The 16,620-nt window shown below is 70.4% G+C and carries 17 protein-coding genes; 9 read left to right on the forward strand and 8 right to left on the reverse strand.

Features of this window, described 5'->3' with window-relative positions; genetic code table 11:
* Window positions 1–184 precede the first annotated feature (184 nt).
* Complete coding sequence (locus tag ACFYV5_RS07195) at window positions 185–1,225, reverse strand: 3-isopropylmalate dehydrogenase (protein WP_355107509.1); 1,041 nt, start codon at window positions 1,223–1,225, stop codon at window positions 185–187.
* A gap of 127 nt (window positions 1,226–1,352) precedes the next feature.
* Between ACFYV5_RS07195 and ACFYV5_RS07200 the strand changes: the two genes are divergently transcribed.
* Window positions 1,353–2,927, forward strand: coding sequence for a purple acid phosphatase family protein (locus ACFYV5_RS07200; protein WP_389165429.1), 1,575 nt, complete (start codon window positions 1,353–1,355; stop codon window positions 2,925–2,927).
* A gap of 16 nt (window positions 2,928–2,943) precedes the next feature.
* On the opposite strand, the gene ACFYV5_RS07205 is transcribed toward ACFYV5_RS07200, so the two are convergent.
* Complete coding sequence (locus ACFYV5_RS07205; RefSeq protein ID WP_355107513.1) at window positions 2,944–3,087, reverse strand: hypothetical protein; 144 nt, start codon at window positions 3,085–3,087, stop codon at window positions 2,944–2,946.
* 141 nt (window positions 3,088–3,228) lie between these two features.
* Window positions 3,229–4,164 (reverse strand): LysR family transcriptional regulator, encoded by a 936-nt coding sequence (locus ACFYV5_RS07210; RefSeq protein ID WP_355107515.1) that lies wholly within the window; start codon window positions 4,162–4,164, stop codon window positions 3,229–3,231.
* 100 nt (window positions 4,165–4,264) lie between these two features.
* Here ACFYV5_RS07210 and ACFYV5_RS07215 point away from each other — a divergent pair, with 100 nt between their 5' ends.
* Genes ACFYV5_RS07215 through ACFYV5_RS07225 form a run of 3 tightly spaced genes read left to right on the forward strand, consistent with a single transcriptional unit; the run spans window position 4,265 to window position 6,364 of the window.
* Entirely contained in the window at window positions 4,265–5,272 is a 1,008-nt protein-coding gene (locus tag ACFYV5_RS07215; protein ID WP_389165432.1) for a zinc-binding dehydrogenase, read from the forward strand.
* Window positions 5,273–5,321: 49 nt separating this feature from the next.
* Entirely contained in the window at window positions 5,322–5,663 is a 342-nt protein-coding gene (locus ACFYV5_RS07220) for a helix-turn-helix transcriptional regulator (RefSeq protein ID WP_355107519.1), read from the forward strand.
* Window positions 5,660–6,364, forward strand: a complete 705-nt coding sequence (locus tag ACFYV5_RS07225) for a hypothetical protein (protein ID WP_389165434.1) — start codon at window positions 5,660–5,662, stop codon at window positions 6,362–6,364. Before ACFYV5_RS07220 ends, ACFYV5_RS07225 begins: the two co-directional genes overlap by 4 nt.
* Window position 6,365: 1 nt before the next feature.
* On the opposite strand, the gene ACFYV5_RS07230 is transcribed toward ACFYV5_RS07225, so the two are convergent.
* On the reverse strand, window positions 6,366–6,902 hold the full coding sequence (locus ACFYV5_RS07230; protein ID WP_389165437.1) for a GNAT family N-acetyltransferase: 537 nt from the start codon (window positions 6,900–6,902) through the stop codon (window positions 6,366–6,368).
* Window positions 6,903–7,013: 111 nt separating this feature from the next.
* Between ACFYV5_RS07230 and ACFYV5_RS07235 the strand changes: the two genes are divergently transcribed.
* From ACFYV5_RS07235 to ACFYV5_RS07250, 4 genes are read left to right on the forward strand one after another with little or no spacing between them, the layout of a single operon-like run.
* Window positions 7,014–7,904 (forward strand): alpha/beta fold hydrolase, encoded by an 891-nt coding sequence (locus tag ACFYV5_RS07235; RefSeq protein WP_389165440.1) that lies wholly within the window; start codon window positions 7,014–7,016, stop codon window positions 7,902–7,904.
* Window positions 7,905–7,940: 36 nt separating this feature from the next.
* Window positions 7,941–8,357: a hypothetical protein gene (locus ACFYV5_RS07240; RefSeq protein ID WP_355107527.1), complete on the forward strand. Its 417-nt coding sequence runs from the start codon at window positions 7,941–7,943 to the stop codon at window positions 8,355–8,357.
* 6 nt (window positions 8,358–8,363) lie between these two features.
* Window positions 8,364–9,806, forward strand: coding sequence for a hypothetical protein (locus ACFYV5_RS07245; RefSeq protein WP_389165443.1), 1,443 nt, complete (start codon window positions 8,364–8,366; stop codon window positions 9,804–9,806).
* The gene (locus tag ACFYV5_RS07250) at window positions 9,803–10,300 is read left to right on the forward strand and encodes a hypothetical protein (RefSeq protein ID WP_389165446.1); all 498 of its coding nucleotides are present in this window, start codon (window positions 9,803–9,805) and stop codon (window positions 10,298–10,300) included. Before ACFYV5_RS07245 ends, ACFYV5_RS07250 begins: the two co-directional genes overlap by 4 nt.
* 90 nt (window positions 10,301–10,390) lie before the next feature.
* On the opposite strand, the gene pruA is transcribed toward ACFYV5_RS07250, so the two are convergent.
* Window positions 10,391–12,022, reverse strand: a complete 1,632-nt coding sequence (pruA, locus tag ACFYV5_RS07255) for an L-glutamate gamma-semialdehyde dehydrogenase (protein WP_389165448.1) — start codon at window positions 12,020–12,022, stop codon at window positions 10,391–10,393.
* Window positions 12,023–12,052: 30 nt separating this feature from the next.
* Entirely contained in the window at window positions 12,053–12,979 is a 927-nt protein-coding gene (locus ACFYV5_RS07260) for a proline dehydrogenase family protein (RefSeq protein WP_355107535.1), read from the reverse strand.
* 184 nt (window positions 12,980–13,163) lie between these two features.
* On the opposite strand from ACFYV5_RS07260, the gene ACFYV5_RS07265 reads away from it, so the two are divergent.
* Entirely contained in the window at window positions 13,164–14,276 is a 1,113-nt protein-coding gene (locus tag ACFYV5_RS07265) for a PucR family transcriptional regulator (protein ID WP_389165452.1), read from the forward strand.
* Window positions 14,277–14,315: 39 nt separating this feature from the next.
* Here the strand turns inward: ACFYV5_RS07265 and ACFYV5_RS07270 are convergent, their stop codons facing one another.
* Together ACFYV5_RS07270 and serA are read right to left on the reverse strand one after the other, a co-directional pair.
* Complete coding sequence (locus ACFYV5_RS07270) at window positions 14,316–14,897, reverse strand: TetR/AcrR family transcriptional regulator (protein WP_355107539.1); 582 nt, start codon at window positions 14,895–14,897, stop codon at window positions 14,316–14,318.
* Between the two features lie 74 nt (window positions 14,898–14,971).
* The gene (gene serA, locus ACFYV5_RS07275) at window positions 14,972–16,561 is read right to left on the reverse strand and encodes a phosphoglycerate dehydrogenase (RefSeq protein WP_389165455.1); all 1,590 of its coding nucleotides are present in this window, start codon (window positions 16,559–16,561) and stop codon (window positions 14,972–14,974) included.
* Window positions 16,562–16,620 lie beyond the last annotated feature (59 nt).

Genomic DNA, 16,620 nt, shown 5'->3' on the forward strand with positions numbered 1-16,620 from the left:
TGCTAGGACGTCCGAGCTTTCCCGCATGCCGCGGCCCCACGTTCGATTATCGCCCGTGAGGGACGGTGCACGGAAACGTCGTGCATGCGGTCCATGAGTTGATGGTGGCACCCCACGACCGCATAGGTACAGCCGCCGGGTGTCTGATGCGACCCGGCGGCTGTGTGTGACGTCAGTCGGCGGGTCAGCTCGCTACGCGTACCGCGAGCGCGTCGCCGATCTCCGCCGTCGTACGGACGGAGTCGCCGCGCTCGGTCAGATCGGCGGCGACGGCGGCCTCGACGCGTGCGGCCTCGGTCTCGTGGCCGAGGTGGCGCAGCAGGAGGGCGACGGAGAGAACGGTGGCCGTCGGGTCGGCCTTGCCCTGGCCCGCGATGTCCGGCGCGGAACCGTGGACGGGCTCGAACATGGACGGGAACTCGCCGCTCGGGTTGATGTTGCCGGAGGCGGCGACACCGATGCCGCCGGAGACGGCCGCGGCGAGGTCGGTGATGATGTCACCGAAGAGGTTGTCGGTGACGATCACGTCGAACCGCTCGGGCTGCGTGACGAGGAAGATCGTCGCCGCGTCCACGTGCAGGTAGTCGGTGGTGACCTCGGGGAACTCCTCGGCCACCTTGTTGAAGATGTTGGTCCAGAGGTGACCCGCGTACGCCAGGACGTTGTTCTTGTGGACCAGCGTCAGCTTCTTGCGCGGGCGGGCCTGGGCGCGGGCGAAGGCGTCGCGGACGACACGCTCGACACCGAACGCCGTGTTGACGGAGACCTCGGTGGCGACCTCGTGCGGGGTGCCGGTACGGATCGAGCCGCCGTTGCCGGTGTACGGGCCTTCGGTGCCCTCGCGGACCACGATGAAGTCGATCTCGGGCTGGCCCTTGAGCGGGGTCGACACGCCGGGGAGCAGCTTCGACGGACGCAGGTTGACGTGGTGGTCGAAGAGGAAGCGGAGCTTCAGCAGGAAGCCGCGCTCCAGCACGCCCGAGGGGACCGACGGGTCGCCGATCGCGCCGAGCAGGATGGCGTCGTGCTGCTTGAGAGCCTCGACGTCCGCGTCGGTGAGGGTCTCACCGGTCGCGTGGTAGCGCTTGGCGCCGAAGTCGTACTCCTTCGTCTCCAGCTTCACATCCTGCGGAAGCGCGGCAGAGAGGACCTTGAGGCCCTCGGCCACGACCTCCTGGCCGATGCCGTCGCCGGGAATGACTGCGAGATCGATGCTGTGAGACATGTCGGCACCCTACTCCTCGTCCCAGCGCTTGACACGCGTTGTCCATCATGCGGACGCCCCGCATTCTTTGAATTTCGTTCATCCCACGTCTGGCGCGAGGCCGTAAGTTACTGGCAAGTTGCCCGCCATGACTGAGGACACCCCACGCTTCGGCATCCCCGAAGCCCTCGCCCGTCGTCTGTCCATGCCGGAGCAACACGAGTACCTGCGGGCGAAGTTGACGCGCCGCCGGGTGCTCGCCGGGTCGGCGGCGGGCGCCGCCGCGGCCGGCGCGGGACTGCTCGCCGGAGGCCCCGCCGCCGCTGCCTCGCCCACCCTGATCACGGCCCCCGCCACCACCGCCGTGGACGGCGGGCTGGTCGCCCCGTTCGGCCGCCATCTGGCCTTCGGCGCGGACCCGAGGACCCAGATGCGGATCTCCTGGCAGGTGCCCTTCGCCGTCAGCCGCCCGTACGTCCGGGTCGGCCTGCGCCCCTGGGAGCTGGGGACGCGGATCGAGGCCGAGGTGCGCCCGCTGCACACGCCCTCCCTCTCCCGGAAGCTGCCGGCGGTCGACCAGTTCTATCTGCACGTCGGCCTGGACGGGCTGCGGCCCGGCACGACGTACTACTACGGCGTCGGCCACGAGGGCTTCGACCCGGCCTCCGCGGAGCGGCTGGGCACCGTCGGCTCCTTCCGTACGGCTCCGGCGGCGCCCGAGTCCTTCGTCTTCACGGCCTTCGGCGACCAGGGCGTCAGCTACCACGCGCTCGCCAACGACCAGCTGATCCTCGGCCAGGACCCGGCCTTCCACCTGCACGCCGGCGACATCTGTTACGCCGACTCCACGGGGCAGGGCAAGGAGTCGGACACGTACGACGCCCGTGTCTGGGACCAGTTCCTCGCCCAGACGGAGAGCGTGGCGTCGCGGGTCCCGTGGATGGTGACGACCGGCAACCACGACATGGAGGCCTGGTACTCGCCGAACGGCTACGGCGGCCAGTCGGCCCGCTGGGCGCTCCCCGAGAACGGCCCGGACCCGGCGCTCGCGCCCGGGGTCTACTCCTTCACGTACGGCAACGTCGGCGTCCTCGCACTCGACGCGAACGACGTCTCGTACGAGATACCGGCCAACAAGGGGTACACGGAGGGCCGTCAGACGGCCTGGCTCGACCGTCGGCTCGGCGAGCTGCGCGCCCGGCCGGAGATCGACTTCGTGGTGGTCTTCTTCCACCACTGCACGTACTCGACGTCGACGCACGCCTCGGACGGCGGAGTGCGCGACGCGTGGCTGCCACTGTTCACCAAGCACCAGGTGGACCTGGTGATCAACGGGCACAACCACGTCTACGAGCGCACGGACGCCGTCAAGGGCGGCGAGGTGGGCAGGCCGGTGCCGATCGGTGGCACGACCGACCCGACGCGCGACGGCATCGTGTACGTCACGGCCGGCGGCGCGGGCAAGGAGCTGTACGGGTTCGGGCTCGGCGTCCGGGACAGCTACGAGGGGCACGTCCACGACCACGAGCACATCGTGACGTACCACTGGACGAAGCTGCGGCTGCCGGACCCGGACACCGTGGAGTGGTCGCGGGTCCGCTACACCGGCTTCTCGTTCCTCGCGGTGGAGGCGGTGGCGGGGGCGTCGCCCGTACTGAAGGTCTCCGCGCTCGCCGAGAGCGGCGAGCGCATCGACCACTTCGAGGTCAGACGCGGCCAGTGACCCTCCCCCGCAGCTTTCAGCGCGGGAGGTGCCCCCATGCTCCACCGTTGTCACGGCGGTCGAGGGCGCGCTGGAGGGCGGCGGCGGCGTTCTTGCGAACGTCGTCGCTGCTGGGGCGGGTGGCGGAGTGGCGGACGCGACGGGCGGTCTGAGCGGCCATGAGGGATCGACTCCTTGAGATCAGTGGTGATCGAAGGCGCCGGAGGGGGCGGGGAGCGCCGCCGCAGGGGTTGCCTGCACAGGGCGTCGCGCTCTCGACCGCCCTTCGCTTGATGAAGCGGGACGTTCGGCTTCTACAAAGCTAGGACAGGCCGTCGCATCTGTCTCCACAATTACTCGGACTTCCTACTATCTGAGACGGCGGTCGGCTCACACCGGCGCGCAGTTCGCGGATCAGCGCCCGCACGGCGAGGGATTTCGCCAGCTCAGGGGTGGTGACATAGCCGACGGAGCGCGTCGGGCGGGCCGGACCGAGATCGGTGATCTGGACCGAGGGCGGTGCTCCGACAAGGGAGAGTTCCGGCATCACGGCCATACCGAAACCACTGCTCACCATCGAGAGCACTGCTCCGTCGTCCTCGGCCTGGACGGTCGCCGCCGGCAGCCAGTCCTGCTCCGCCCACCACTCCCGGGTGTACGAGGTGCAGTTCTCCGTCCAGTCCACGAGCGGCAGCGAGCGCGGCGCCGCATGCCCGGCCGGGTGCACCAGCGCGTACCCCTCCTCGACCAGCACACCCCCGACGAGCTGCGGCGGTACGGGCGAGGTCGTCCCGATGGTCGCGATGCCGAGGTCGGCCCGCCCGTCCAGGACCTCGCCCGCGGTCCCGCGCCCCACCTCCCGGACGATCCGCACCTCCGGGACGACCTCCGGATGGCGAGCGGCCAGCCGCTCCAGGGCGCGCGGCAGCAGATGCAGGGCGGCGCTGCGGAAGGCGGCGATCCGCAGGGGCCCGGCGACCTCGCCCACCGTCCCGGCGCTCCGCACCTCCGCACCCATCACCTCCAGGAGCCGCAGCACGCGCCGCGCGTGTCCGAGCGCCCGCTCCCCCGCGGCGGTGGGCGTGGCCCCCGTCCGCCCCCGGTCGAAGAGGACCGCCCCCAGCTTGCGCTCGCTGGTCCGCACGGAGTGGGACACGGCGGACTGCGTCATGCCGAGCGCCATGGCCGCGGCGGAGAAGCCGCGCTCGCTCCCGACGGCGAGGAGAACGCGCAGTTCGTGCGGAGCAAGGTCGGTCATGGCGGCTCTCACCTCGGGCTATGAGCGATGTCGATGGATCGGCGCGATCCATCGAAGCAACCTACTGCCCACCTCGCGCCCCGCTTCCTACGGTCTCCCCATGACGCACGAGACCATGATCACCGTCCAGCAGACGTCCCGCCCCGACGGCTTCCCCTCCCCCGCCCACTTCGCCTTCGTCGAGGCCCCGGTCCCGGACCCCACGCCCGGCACCGCGCTCGTCGAGAACCTCCTGTGGTCCGTGGACCCGTACCACCGCGAGGCGATGGACGGGGACTTCCTGTGGACCCTGAACTCCCCCATGGAGGGCCGCACCATCGGCCGGGTCGCGGACTCCCGTACCCCGGAACTCTCCCCGGGCGACCTGGTCCAGCACCGCCGGGGCTGGCGCACGCACTCCGTCGTCGGCCCGGACGAGGTGCGCCCTGTCCCGGACTTCGACGGCGTTCCCCTCGCCGCTCACCTGAGCGTGCTCGGCGGGACGGGCCTGTCGGCGTACGTCGGCCTGACCCGGATCGCGCGGCTCCAGCCGGGCGAGGATCTGTTCGTCTCAGCCGCGGCCGGCGGGGTCGGCACGGCGGCGGGCCGGTTCGCCCGCCTTCTGGACGCCGGACGGCTCGTCGGCAGCGCGGGCTCGGCGCGCAAGGTCGCGTACCTCACCGAACGGGTCGGCTTCGACGCCGCCTTCGACTACCACGACGGGCCGGTCTCCGAACTGCTCGCGAAGGCGGCACCGGGCGGCCTGGACGTCGTCCTCGACGGGGTGGGCGGTGACCATCTGGAGGCGTCGATCGCCGCGCTGCGCGAGCACGGCCGGATCGCCTGGGTCGGCGCCGTCGCGCAGTACCACTCGCTCTCCGCTCCCCCGCCCGCCCCGCGCAATCTGTTCGACCTGGTGGAGAAGAGCATCCGGCTCGAAGGGTTCCTGGTCAGCAATCACGCGGACGCGCAGACGGAGTTGTACGAGTTCGCCGTGCCGCATCTGCGGAGCGGGCGGCTGCCGCTGGACGTGACGGTCGCCGACGGCTTCGAGCACATCGTGGACGCCTTCCTGGGGATGCTGCGCGGGGAGAACGCCGGCAAGATGTTGGTGGCCCGATCCAGCTAGCCGCACTAGCTAGGTTGCATTCCTACCTAGCTAGTGCTGGAATACACGCATGGCCGCAGACCGCAGATCCAGCTGGCTCAAGGGAGTCCTCGACCTGCTCGTCCTCTCCTGCCTGACCGACGGCGAGAGTTACGGGTACGAGATCGCCAAGGCGCTCGACCGGGCGGGGCTCGGCGAGATCAAGGGCGGGACGCTCTATCCCGTACTGAACCGGCTGGAGGAAGCGGACCTGGTGGAAGCCGAGTTCCGCGCGGCCGAGCGCGGGCCGGGGCGCCGTTACTACCGGCTCACCGAGCGGGGCCGCGCGCATCTCGCGGCCGAGAGCGGGGCGTGGAGGGACTTCCACGGGGCCGTACAGACCATGCTGCACCCAGGGGGGACGAGACCATGACGACGGACACCTACTTCGAGGAGCTCGCCGCGGCGCTGCGCACGGCGGGCGTGACGGAGGAGCAGATCGCCTCGACCGTCGCGGATCTGCGCGCGCATCTCGCCGAGACCGGGTCGGGGGCGGAGGAGGAGTTCGGCCCCGCCGCCGCCTTCGCGGCGCAACTCGGCGGTCTCGCGCCGTCGCCCGGCGAGCCCGCCGAGGAGGCGGAGAGCTGGACGTGGACGGCGGACCTCTTCAACGACCGGCGGATGCTGGCGGTCCACGGCGACCAGGGCTGGGAGGTGGAGTCCCTGGACTCCCTCGGCCGGTTCGTCTGCCGCCGCGCGCCGGGCGTGGCGCTCCGGTGGGAGTACCGGCGAGAGGTGATCAGGGGCCACAGGCGCGAGCAGGTGCTCGCCGAGCTCTCGCCGGAGGGCTGGGAGTTGTGCGGCGAGTGGCTGGTGTACGGGTACTTCAAGCGCCCGAAGGCGGCGAGCGCGGGACGGGCGGGCGCCCTGGGCACACTGCCGGCGACCCCGGCGAAGTGGCTCTTCCTGAGCCGCCGCGGCAAGGTGCTGCTCGGCGCCTGGGTGCTGATGGTGGGCGGGGCCTCTCTGACCCTCGGGCTGCCCGGGTACACCATCGTCCTCATGGGCGTGGCCGGTGCGGCGTCGGCCCTGGTCACGGCGAAGCTGGAGACGGCCAAGGGCCGCCGGCGCTGAGTCAGAGGACGTCGCCGTCGCGCCAGTCGAAGACGAGCGCGACGGCGGGGTCGGGCAGCGGCCGGCCGGCCGCCGGCCGGAGGAAGGTCGAGCCCTCCTCCTCGGGCAGATGCAGGATCCCCTCGGGGCTCAGCGCCTCGATCCGCCCCTTCCACGTCTGCCAACCGCGCGCCCGGTAGAGCGCGGCCCCCTCGTCCGACGCGGACAGGGCCCCGAAGGCGTACGCTCCGTCGATCACCCGCTCCAGCTCGGCCATGACGAGCCCCGCGAGCCCTTGGCGCCGCCTGTCGGCGCGGACGCCGACGCCTTCGACGTAACCGACGCGGTGCGAACGGCCGTTGTGGAGCACGCGGCGCATGATCACGCTGCCGTGGGCGGCGATGCCGTGCTCGTCCTCGATCCAGGCATGGATGCCGCCGAGGGCATGGTCCCAGTCCTCGTCAGCGAACTCGCCGTCGAAGGCGGCGTCGAGCATCCGCCTCGTCGCGCGCAGGCGTTCGGCCCCGAGTTGGTGGGTGGCTGCGGTCGTCACGGTCATGTCTCCAGTCTCCCCCTTCCTTCAACTAACCCTCAAAAAATTATTGACTGGTTAGGCGCGCGCTGGTTGACTCACCCCTATCACCAGTCAAAGCACCGTGAGGGGTTAGGCATGTTTCCTGTGCAGCAGGTCCACCACCGCACCACCACCGTCCGCGGCCACGAGATCTTCTACCGCGAGGCCGGCCCCGCCGACGCGCCCGTCCTGCTTCTGCTGCACGGCTTCCCCACGAGCTCGCACATGTTCCGCGACCTGATCCCGCTCCTCGCCGACGGCTACCGCCTGATCGCCCCGGACCACCTCGGCTTCGGCCGCAGCGCCGCGCCCTCGGCCACGGAGTTCGACTACAGCTTCGCCGAACTGGCGGCGCTGACCTTCGAGTTCACCGAAGCCCTGGGCCTCGACCGCTTCGCGCTCTACATCCAGGACTACGGCGCCCCGATCGGCCTCCGCCTGGCCCTCGCCCACCCCGAGCGCGTCACGGCGATCGTCACCCAGAACGGCAACGCGTACGAGGAGGGCCTCGGGGCCGACGCCTGGGCCCCCGTCCTCGCCCTGATCGCCGACCGCACCCCCGAGACCGAGGAGCCGGTCCGCGCGATCCGCTCCCTCGACGGCATCCGCTGGCAGTACGAGACGGGTGTCCCCGCCGAGTTCCGCGACCTCCTCAGCCCGGATGCCTGGCACCACGACGCGGCCCTGATGGCCCGCGAGGGCCAGGACGAGATCCAACTCGGCCTGATCGCCGACTACGGCTCCAACTTCGCGCTCTACCCCGCGTTCCAGGACTACTTCCGCACCAGCCGCGTCCCCCTGCTCGCGGTCTGGGGCGAGGGCGACGAGGTCTTCGTCCCGGCGGGCGCGAAGGCGTTCGGCCGGGACCTCCCCGACGCGGAGATCCACCTTCTCCCGACGGGCCACTTCGCCCTGGAGACCCATACCCCGGCGATCGCCGAGCTCATCGCCGATTTCCTCGGACGGGCTGTCGGACCCGCTGTGTAGGGTGAAACAGGACGACGCCAATCAACGGGGGTGGACATGGCGTTCGACGACGAGTGGTCGCAGATCAAGACCGATACGACGAGCATGCGCCTCAACCAGCTCGACGGAGGCGGCGGGAGCGGTGGGGGTACGGGCGCGCCCGATCTGAAGACCGCGCCGGCCGAGAAGAAGGCTGCGGCCAAGGCCATCCACGACATCCTGGAACCGGACACGAGGACGGCCGGGGACCACGCGGACGCGTCGACCACGGCGGCGAAGACGGAGTTCGCGGGCTGGCAGACGGCGTCCGCCCTGACGACTGTCGAGGAGACCTGGGCCGGCCAGGTGAAGATGCTGCTCGGCCGGCTCGGCGGTGAGAAGGCCGCGCTCGGCGGTTCCGGAGTCTCCTTCCTGGCACAGGAGTTGAGAACCCGCGACGGTTACCGACCGCTGGCGCCTGGCCCAAAGGAGTAGCCCGTCATGCTCACGTATCACGACGTCATGACGACCGACTTCGACAAGCTCGCCACCGCGGCCACGGCCTGGGACGGCATGGCCGACAAGTTCGAGACGCTGGAGACGACGTACGAGAAGAAGGTCCAGTCGACCACTACGAGCGGCATATGGCTCGGTCAGGCCCAGCAGGTGGCCGCCCCCAACTTCGCCGTCACGCGCAACGAGTACAACAGCGCGCAGATCCAGGCACGGGCGGTGGCCATGCTGCTGCGTGAGGCGAGCACGCTCTTCACCGAGCTGAAGGGCAAGGTGAAGGCAGCGGTCGACGAGGCCGTGGCGGCGGGCATGAAGGTCAGCGAAGGTGGCAACGCCTCGTACGACTTCTCCAAGGTCGACGCGCAGGAGGCCCGCGCGATCCGCCACGACCCGGACCTCGTGGAGGTGGAGCGTTCCTGGACGCGGCGGATCCAGCAGGCGGTGGACGCGTTCGAGGAGGCCGACAACGGGGTGAAGCTCGCCCTGATCGACGCGGTGACGGACACCGATTTCCGGGACGGCACGTTCGGCGGCTTCAACGGCAGCCGCCCGTACACCTCCCTCAAGGAGGCGGCGGCCGCGGAGAACATGCCCCAGGACCGGGCGAAGGTCGCGGAGTGGTGGAGCAAGCTGGATCCGGTGACACGGGGGATTCTGCTGGAGGAGCGGGGGGACGAGCTGAAGAAGGCGGGGATTCTGGACGCCTTCCACTACAAGTGGAAGCGGCCGGACGTGGGTGCCGGACCGTTCGGCGTGGAGGAACCAACAGCGCGCGACTACTGGGTTCTCGCCCAGGCCAAGATGGTCCAGGGCGGTGGTGATGGCTATGGGCACAGCATGGCGAGTCGCAACATGGCCCACTATCTCGGAGCGACCGGGGACCCATTGATCCTGGACGTGGACCGATTCCTCCAGGACGAACCGCAGTTCAAGGCTTCCATCGAGGGCAAGCACATCGGCGCCAACCAGGCTGCCTGGCGTCAGCAGGCCCTGGATGCCTACGAGGAGTCCGGCGGCAAGCCGGTGGCCATCCCGGTGGAGAGCAGGGCCCGCGGCCAGGAGTTCCTGCACGAATCCGACTGGTACTACGCGGTGAACGGGCACCAGCAGAACGTCTCCGGCTTGGTCACCGTGACGCCCGGTGCGGACGGCAAGCCCAAGGTGTCCCTCGACTACCAGGTCAACGTCTGGGACCGGTACAACTGGGACGAGGGGAAGTGGGTCGACATCGGTCCCATCCATATCCCTGACACCGATATGCAGCGGCTGCACACCACAGGGCTGGCCCAGGAGTACGACATGAGGGGTTCCAGTTCGGTGCGCCACCAGGACCTGACCGACGAGCCCGGACCCCATGCGCTGCCCGATGCCGACCCGGGTCGGGACCACACGCGCAAGGACCCGGAGCGCGGCCGGGAGGAGAACCGATGACCAAGGTGGGACTCGTGCGTGCCGTGGTCGCGGCCGTGGTCGTCGGGCTGCTCGGCGCCTGCTCGTCCGGGTCCGGCGAGGGTCGTCACTGGGAGTGGGACAAGAAGGCGGGCGCGCCCGAGGCAGCCGCCTACATGAAGGTCGACGTACCTCCCGGAGCCACCGAGGTGAAGGGGGCAGTGAAGCTCGTACCCCAGGACGCGATTCATCTTCTGTCGTTCGTCACCACTCCGAAGGCGGCCGAGGCCCTCGGGAAGCAGTTCGAAGGGCAGGGGCCACTGGAGGAGAACGTTCCCCTGAAGACGCCGATCCCAGCCGGCACATCCTTCGCCCACCTCGGGCTGCCCGAACCGGACACCTTGCAGGGGGTGCGCTGGGCCGGCGTCTGCCCTCCCTGTGTCGAGGACAAGCAGCGCAAGCACATCGAGTGGATCGAGATCTACCTCCAGAAGCTGGACGCCGACCGCACCCGGGTCTACCTGCGGGCCTGGTGATCCGCCGCCCGGCATGAGAACCGCCCCCGTCCTTGGTTGGGGGACCCAGGAGGGGGGCGGTGTCGGGGGCCTCGGGGAGGAGGCGGGGCGTCAGCCCATGTGGGGGTAGCCGTACTCGGTCGGCGGGACCAGCGTCTCCTTGATCGCGCGGGTCAGCGTCCAGCGCATCAGGTTCTGCGGCGCGCCGGCCTTGTCGTTCGTGCCGGACGCGCGGCCGCCGCCGAAGGGCTGCTGGCCGACGACGGCGCCGGTCGACTTGTCGTTGATGTAGAAGTTGCCCGCCGCGTAGCGGAGCTTGTCCATCGTGTACGCCGTGGCGGCGCGGTCGCCCGAGATGACCGAGCCGGTCAGCGCGTAGTCCGAGACCGACTCCATCTGGGTCAGCATCTCGTCGTACCGGTCGTCCTCGTAGACGTGGACGGCGAGGATCGGGCCGAAGTACTCGGTCGTGAAGACCTCGTTCGAAGGGTCCGAGCACTCGATGACGGTCGGGCGGACGAAGTAGCCCTCCGAGTCGTCGTACGTGCCACCGGCGATGATCGTGCAGGTCGGGTCGGCCTTCGCGCGGTCGATCGCGGCCTTGTTCTTGGCGAAGGAACGCTCGTCGATCACGGCGCCGATGAAGTTCGTCAGGTCGGTGACGTCACCCATCCTGATGCCGTCGACCTCGGTCGCGAACTCCTCCTTGAAGCCGTCGTTCCAGATGGAGGCCGGGACGTACGCGCGCGAGGACGCGGAGCACTTCTGGCCCTGGAACTCGAAGGAGCCGCGGGTCAGCGCGGTCTTCAGGACGGCGCGGTCGGCGCTCGGGTGGGCGACGACGAAGTCCTTGCCGCCGGTCTCGCCCACGATCCGCGGGTACGAGCGGTACTTCTCGATGTTGTTGCCGACCGTCTTCCACAGGTGCTGGAAGGTCTTGGTCGAGCCGGTGAAGTGGATGCCGGCGAGGTCGCGGTGGTTCAGGGCCACCTCGGAGACGGCGATGCCGTCGCCCGTCACCAGGTTGATGACGCCCTTGGGCAGTCCGGCCTCCTCCAGGAGCTCCATGAGGAGCACGGCGGAGTGGGTCTGCGTCGGGGACGGCTTCCAGATCACCACGTTGCCCATGAGGGCGGGGGCGGTGGGCAGGTTGCCCGCGATGGCCGTGAAGTTGAACGGCGTGATCGCGTAGACGAAGCCCTCCAGCGGGCGGTGGTCCAGTCGGTTCCACACGCCCGGGGAGTTCGCCGGCGGCTGCTCGGCCAGGATCTGGCGGGCGTAGGCCACGTTGAAGCGCCAGAAGTCGACGAGCTCGCAGGGGGTGTCGATCTCGGCCTGCTGGGCGGTCTTCGACTGGCCCAGCATCGTGGAGGCGGCCAGCGTCTCGCGCCAGGGGCCGGCCAGCAGCTCGGCGGCGCGCAGGATGATCGCGGCGCGGTCGTCGAAGGACATCGCGCGCCAGGCCGGGGCCGCGGCCAGGGCCGCGTCGATCGCGTCCTGGGCGTCCTGCTGCGTGGCGGCGGCGAAGGTGCCGATGACGGCCTTGTGGTTGTGCGGCTGCACGACGTCGAAGCGCTCGCCGCCGCCCATGCGCTTCACGCCGCCGATGGTCATCGGGAGGTCGCGCGGGTTCTCGGCCAGCTCCTTGAGCCTGGCCTCCAGACGGGCGCGCTCGGCGGAACCGGGGGCGTAGCTGTGCACCGGCTCGTTGACCGGAGCGGGGACCTGGGTCACAGCGTCCATGAGTCTCGTAACTCCTTGTGAGAGGTGGGCTCAGCCCTTGGTGAGGATGGAGCGGGCGAAGAAGAGCAGGTTGGCCGGCTTCTCGGCGAGGCGACGCATGAAGTAGCCGTACCAGTCGGTGCCGTAGGCGGTGTAGACGCGCATGCGGTGTCCTTCGGCGGCGAGCCGGTTCTGCTCCTCGCTGCGGATGCCGTAGAGCATCTGGAACTCGTACTCGTCCAGCTTGCGCCCCGCACGGCGGGCGAGCTCCTGTCCGATGGAGATGAGGCGCGGGTCGTGGGAGCCGATCATCGGGTAGCCCTCGCCCTCCATCAGGATCTTCATGATCCGGACGTACGCCTTGTCGATCTCGGGCTTGTCCTGGATCGCGACGGAGGCGGGCTCCTTGTAGGCGCCCTTCACGATCCGCACGCGGGAGCCGTTCGCGGCGAGGCGGCGGGCGTCCTCCTCGGTGCGGAAGAGGTACGCCTGGATGACGCAGCCGGTCTGCGGGAAGTCCTTCCGCAGCTCCTCGTGGATGGCGAACATCGAGTCGAGGGTGGTGTGGTCCTCGGCGTCCAGGGTGACCGTGGTGCCGATCGCGGCGGCGGCCTCGACGACCGGGCGGACGTTCGCGAGGGCCAGCTCGTGTCCCTCCTCCAGCGCCTGGCCGAACATCGACAGCTTGACCGACATCTCGGCGCGGGCGCCCAGGCCCAGCTCCTCGAGGCGGCCGATCAGCTCCAGGTAGGCGTCACGGGCGGCGTAGGACTGCTCGACGGTGGTGATGTCCTCGCCGACGACGTCGAGGGTGACCTCCAGGCCGCGGCCGGTGATGTCCTCGACGATCGGGATGACGTGCTCGACCGTCTCGCCGGCGATGAACCGGTCGACGACCTGCTTGGTCCCAGGGGCGGCCGACACGAAGCGGCGCATGGTGTCGCTGCGCGACGCGGCGAGGATCACGGGACCCAGCACGGGGACCTCCAGAAGGACAGGGTGACGAAGAGTGCCATACCCGGTTTTTCGTAAGGAATCGGGAACAGCACGGAGAACCACCGTGAAACCTAAGGATCGCTCCGATCCTGTGCCATCGACAGCTGTCACGCATCCGTGGCCGGCATCTCAGACAAATGTATGAAGGGGGTGCGAGAATGGCGCCGTGAAGGGCGATTACCAAGAACTGGTGGACGAGATCTCGGCGCTGCTCGGCGCCCCGGCGACGCTGGAGAACCGGGATTTCGGGCTGATCGCGTTCGGGGCCCACGACAGCGACGACGACAGCGCGATGGACCCGGTCCGCACCCGCTCGATCCTGACCAGGAAGTCGACGCCGGCCGTCCGCGCCTGGTTCGAGGGCTTCGGCATCACCCGGGCGACGGGCCCGGTGCGGATCCCGGCGGCACCGGACGCGGGCGTCTTCCGAGACCGGATCTGTCTTCCGGTACGCCACGGGGGCGTCGTCCTCGGGTACGTCTGGCTGCTCGACGCCGAGCCCGGTCCCTCGCAGGGCCGGCTGGCGGCGGCGATGGAGGTCGCGGCCCGGATCGGCGATCTCCTCGCGGACGAGGAACGGGCGGGTGCGGACCTCTCCCGCGCGTTCGCCGCCGTACTGACCGCCGAGCGCGGCTGGCAGAGCGACATGGCCCTCGCGGCCCTGCGGACGGCCCTGGGCCCCAACGCGGAAGGGCTGCACACCGTCGTCTGCGTGACCCCCTGGCGGGGCGACGCCCCCTCGGCGGGCACGGTCGCGAGCGCGGCGGCGATCGCCGCGCTCCCGGAGAGCGAGTCCCTGGCGGTCCTCGTACGGCTGCGCTCGCCCGAGGACCTCACCCCCGCCCACGCGGCGGCGGACCGGCTGCGCGCCGCCTCCCCCGCCGGTGTCGCGACCCCCCGCCGGGGACTCGCGGAGCTCCCGGCGGCCTGGCGCGAGGCGAGCACGGCGGCCCGCGCGGCCACGGCGCAGCCGAAGCTCGGCCCGGTCGCGGAGTGGGCCGGGATCGGCCCGTACCGTCTCCTCGCGGCGCTCTACCACCCGGAGATCGACCCCGTCGTGGCGCCGCTGCTCGCCCCCGCCCACGCCGAACTGGCGCGTACGGCCGAGGTGTTCCTCGACAACGCGGGCCAGGCGGGCCGCACGGCGGCCGCTCTCGGCGTCCACCGTCAGACCCTCTACTACCGGCTGTCCCGGGTCGAACAGCTCACCGGCCTGGACCTGGACGACGGCGAGGACCGTCTGCTGCTCCACATGTCCCTGAAGTCGGCCAAGCTGTAGGACCCTGGGTCTCGCTCGCCCCTCAGTCCCGCTCGCCCCTCAGTCCCGCTCCCCCATCAGCACCTTGAGCCCCTCGGTCAGGTCGTCCGCCGTCGGGGCCGTCTCCGGGTCCACCATCCACTGGATCATCACGCCGGTGGCGAGCGCCTGGCAGAGCAGCCCCGCGACCCGGGCCTTCTCCGGGTCCGCCTCCGGGTCGAGACCCAGGAAGACCTCGGCCATGCCCAGCCGGCCCTCGCGCTGGGGTTCCTTGATGGCTTCGCGGAGCTTCTCGTCGTCGTCGAGGCGGGTGACGACCTCCGTCTGGAGCTTCCAGACCGGCCGGCTGGCGTCCGCGGCCGCGATCACCTGTTCCCAGACCGTGTGGAAGCGCTCGTACGGGTCGGCCGGGAGCGCCTTCTTGCCCTCGCCGCTGCCCGCCGGGCCCACCTCGTTGCCCCACTCCTCCGTGAGCGCGAGGAACGCCTGCTGGAGCAGGGCCTCCTTAGAGCCGTAGTGGTAGCCGATGGAGGCGAGGTTGGTGCCCGAGGCGGTGACGATGTCGCGGGCCGTCGTGCGGGCGTAGCCCTTCTCCAGGAGGCAGGCCTTGGCGCCTTCGAGCAGATCTTCCCGATGTCCCATGACAGCACTGTACCCGGCGGCTAGACATCCGTGTAAGACGGACGTCTAGATGCCGGGTACGAGTGCTGAACGGCTCAGACCAGGTTGACCGAGCGGGCCGACGTCGCGCCGATCTCCGCCGAGATCTCCGCGAGCACCGCCGCAGGGACGGTGTCGTCCACGGTGAGCACGACGAGCGCCTCGCCGCCCTCCTCCGCGCGCGCCACCTGCATCCCGGCGATGTTCAGACCGGCCTCGCCGAGGATCCGGCCGACCGTGCCGACGACACCCGGGCGGTCCTCGTAGCGCAGGACGACCATGTGGTCGGCGAGCGCGACGTCCACGTCGTAGTCGCCGACCGCGACGATCTTCTGGAGGTGCTTGGGGCCGGCCAGGGTGCCGGAGACCGCGACCTCCTCGCCGCTCGAGAGCGTGCCGCGCACGGTGACCACGTTGCGGTGGTCCGGGGACTCGCTGGAGGTCGTGAGACGGACCTCGACACCGCGCTCCTGCGCGAACAGCGGGGCGTTGACGAACGACACGGTCTCGTCGACCACGTCCTCGAACACGCCCTTGAGCGCGGAGAGTTCGAGCACCTTCACGTCGTGCTGGGTGATCTCGCCGTACACCTCGACGTCGAGACGCGCGGCGACCTCGCCCGCCAGCGCGGTGAAGATCCGGCCGAGCTTCTCGGCGAGCGGCAGACCGGGCTTGACGTCCTCGGCGATGACACCGCCCTGGACGTTGACCGCGTCCGGGACCAGCTCACCGGCGAGCGCGAGGCGCACCGAGCGGGCGACCGCGACACCGGCCTTCTCCTGGGCCTCGTCCGTGGACGCGCCGAGGTGCGGGGTGCAGACGACCTGGTCGAGCTCGAAGAGCGGGGAGTCCGTGCAGGGCTCCTTCGCGTACACGTCGAGACCGGCGCCGGCGACCCGGCCCTCCTTGAGGGCGGAGAACAGCGCGGCCTCGTCGACGATCCCGCCGCGCGCGGCGTTGACGATGCGGACGCTCGGCTTGACCTTGTGCAGCGCCTCGTCGCCGATGAGACCGAGGGTCTCCGGGGTCTTCGGCAGGTGGACGGTGATGAAGTCGGCGACCTCCAGGAGCTCGTCCAGGGCCAGCAGCTTCACCCCCATCTGGGCGGCGCGGGCCGGCTGCACGTAGGGGTCGTACGCGACGATCTTCATGCCGAACGCGGACATCCGCTGGGCGACCAGGACGCCGATGCGGCCGAGGCCGACGACGCCGAGGGTCTTCTCGCTGAGCTCGACGCCCGTGTACTTCGAGCGCTTCCACTCGCCGTTCTTCAGCGCGGTGTTGGCCTGCGGGATGTTGCGCGCGGTGGCGACGAGCAGACCGCACGCGAGCTCGGCGGCGGTGACGATGTTGGAGGTCGGGGCGTTGACGACCATCACGCCGGCCTTGGTGGCGGCGGAGACGTCGACGTTGTCCAGACCGACACCGGCACGGGCGACGACCCGGAGCTTGCGGGCGGCGGCGATGGCCTCCGCGTCGACCTTGGTCGCGGAGCGGACCAGGATCGCGTCCACATCGGCGATGGCGGGGAGCAGCTCGGCGCGGTCGGCGCCGTTGCAGTGCCGGATCTCGAAGTCCGGGCCCAGCGCGTCGACGGTGGCGGGCGACAGCTCTTCAGCGATGAGTACGACAGGTTTCGAGCTCACGTGAGTCCTCACAGATCCAGTGCGGACGGCCGTCCCGACGGCCGCAGGCGGTGGAGGGG

This window comes from Streptomyces sp. NPDC003035, assembly GCF_042888285.1.
Classification (GTDB): domain Bacteria; phylum Actinomycetota; class Actinomycetes; order Streptomycetales; family Streptomycetaceae; genus Streptomyces.

What these genes read in the sequence shown, in the direction of transcription:
- ACFYV5_RS07195 (WP_355107509.1), bottom strand. Translation starts at nt 1,225, where the DNA reads ATGTCTCACAGCATCGATCTCGCAGTCATTCCCGGCGACGGCATCGGC.
- ACFYV5_RS07200 (WP_389165429.1), top strand. Translation starts at nt 1,353, where the DNA reads ATGACTGAGGACACCCCACGCTTCGGCATCCCCGAAGCCCTCGCCCGT.
- ACFYV5_RS07205 (WP_355107513.1), bottom strand. Translation starts at nt 3,087, where the DNA reads ATGGCCGCTCAGACCGCCCGTCGCGTCCGCCACTCCGCCACCCGCCCC.
- ACFYV5_RS07210 (WP_355107515.1), bottom strand. Translation starts at nt 4,164, where the DNA reads ATGACCGACCTTGCTCCGCACGAACTGCGCGTTCTCCTCGCCGTCGGG.
- ACFYV5_RS07215 (WP_389165432.1), top strand. Translation starts at nt 4,265, where the DNA reads ATGACGCACGAGACCATGATCACCGTCCAGCAGACGTCCCGCCCCGAC.
- ACFYV5_RS07220 (WP_355107519.1), top strand. Translation starts at nt 5,322, where the DNA reads ATGGCCGCAGACCGCAGATCCAGCTGGCTCAAGGGAGTCCTCGACCTG.
- ACFYV5_RS07225 (WP_389165434.1), top strand. Translation starts at nt 5,660, where the DNA reads ATGACGACGGACACCTACTTCGAGGAGCTCGCCGCGGCGCTGCGCACG.
- ACFYV5_RS07230 (WP_389165437.1), bottom strand. Translation starts at nt 6,902, where the DNA reads ATGACCGTGACGACCGCAGCCACCCACCAACTCGGGGCCGAACGCCTG.
- ACFYV5_RS07235 (WP_389165440.1), top strand. Translation starts at nt 7,014, where the DNA reads ATGTTTCCTGTGCAGCAGGTCCACCACCGCACCACCACCGTCCGCGGC.
- ACFYV5_RS07240 (WP_355107527.1), top strand. Translation starts at nt 7,941, where the DNA reads ATGGCGTTCGACGACGAGTGGTCGCAGATCAAGACCGATACGACGAGC.
- ACFYV5_RS07245 (WP_389165443.1), top strand. Translation starts at nt 8,364, where the DNA reads ATGCTCACGTATCACGACGTCATGACGACCGACTTCGACAAGCTCGCC.
- ACFYV5_RS07250 (WP_389165446.1), top strand. Translation starts at nt 9,803, where the DNA reads ATGACCAAGGTGGGACTCGTGCGTGCCGTGGTCGCGGCCGTGGTCGTC.
- pruA (WP_389165448.1), bottom strand. Translation starts at nt 12,022, where the DNA reads ATGGACGCTGTGACCCAGGTCCCCGCTCCGGTCAACGAGCCGGTGCAC.
- ACFYV5_RS07270 (WP_355107539.1), bottom strand. Translation starts at nt 14,897, where the DNA reads ATGGGACATCGGGAAGATCTGCTCGAAGGCGCCAAGGCCTGCCTCCTG.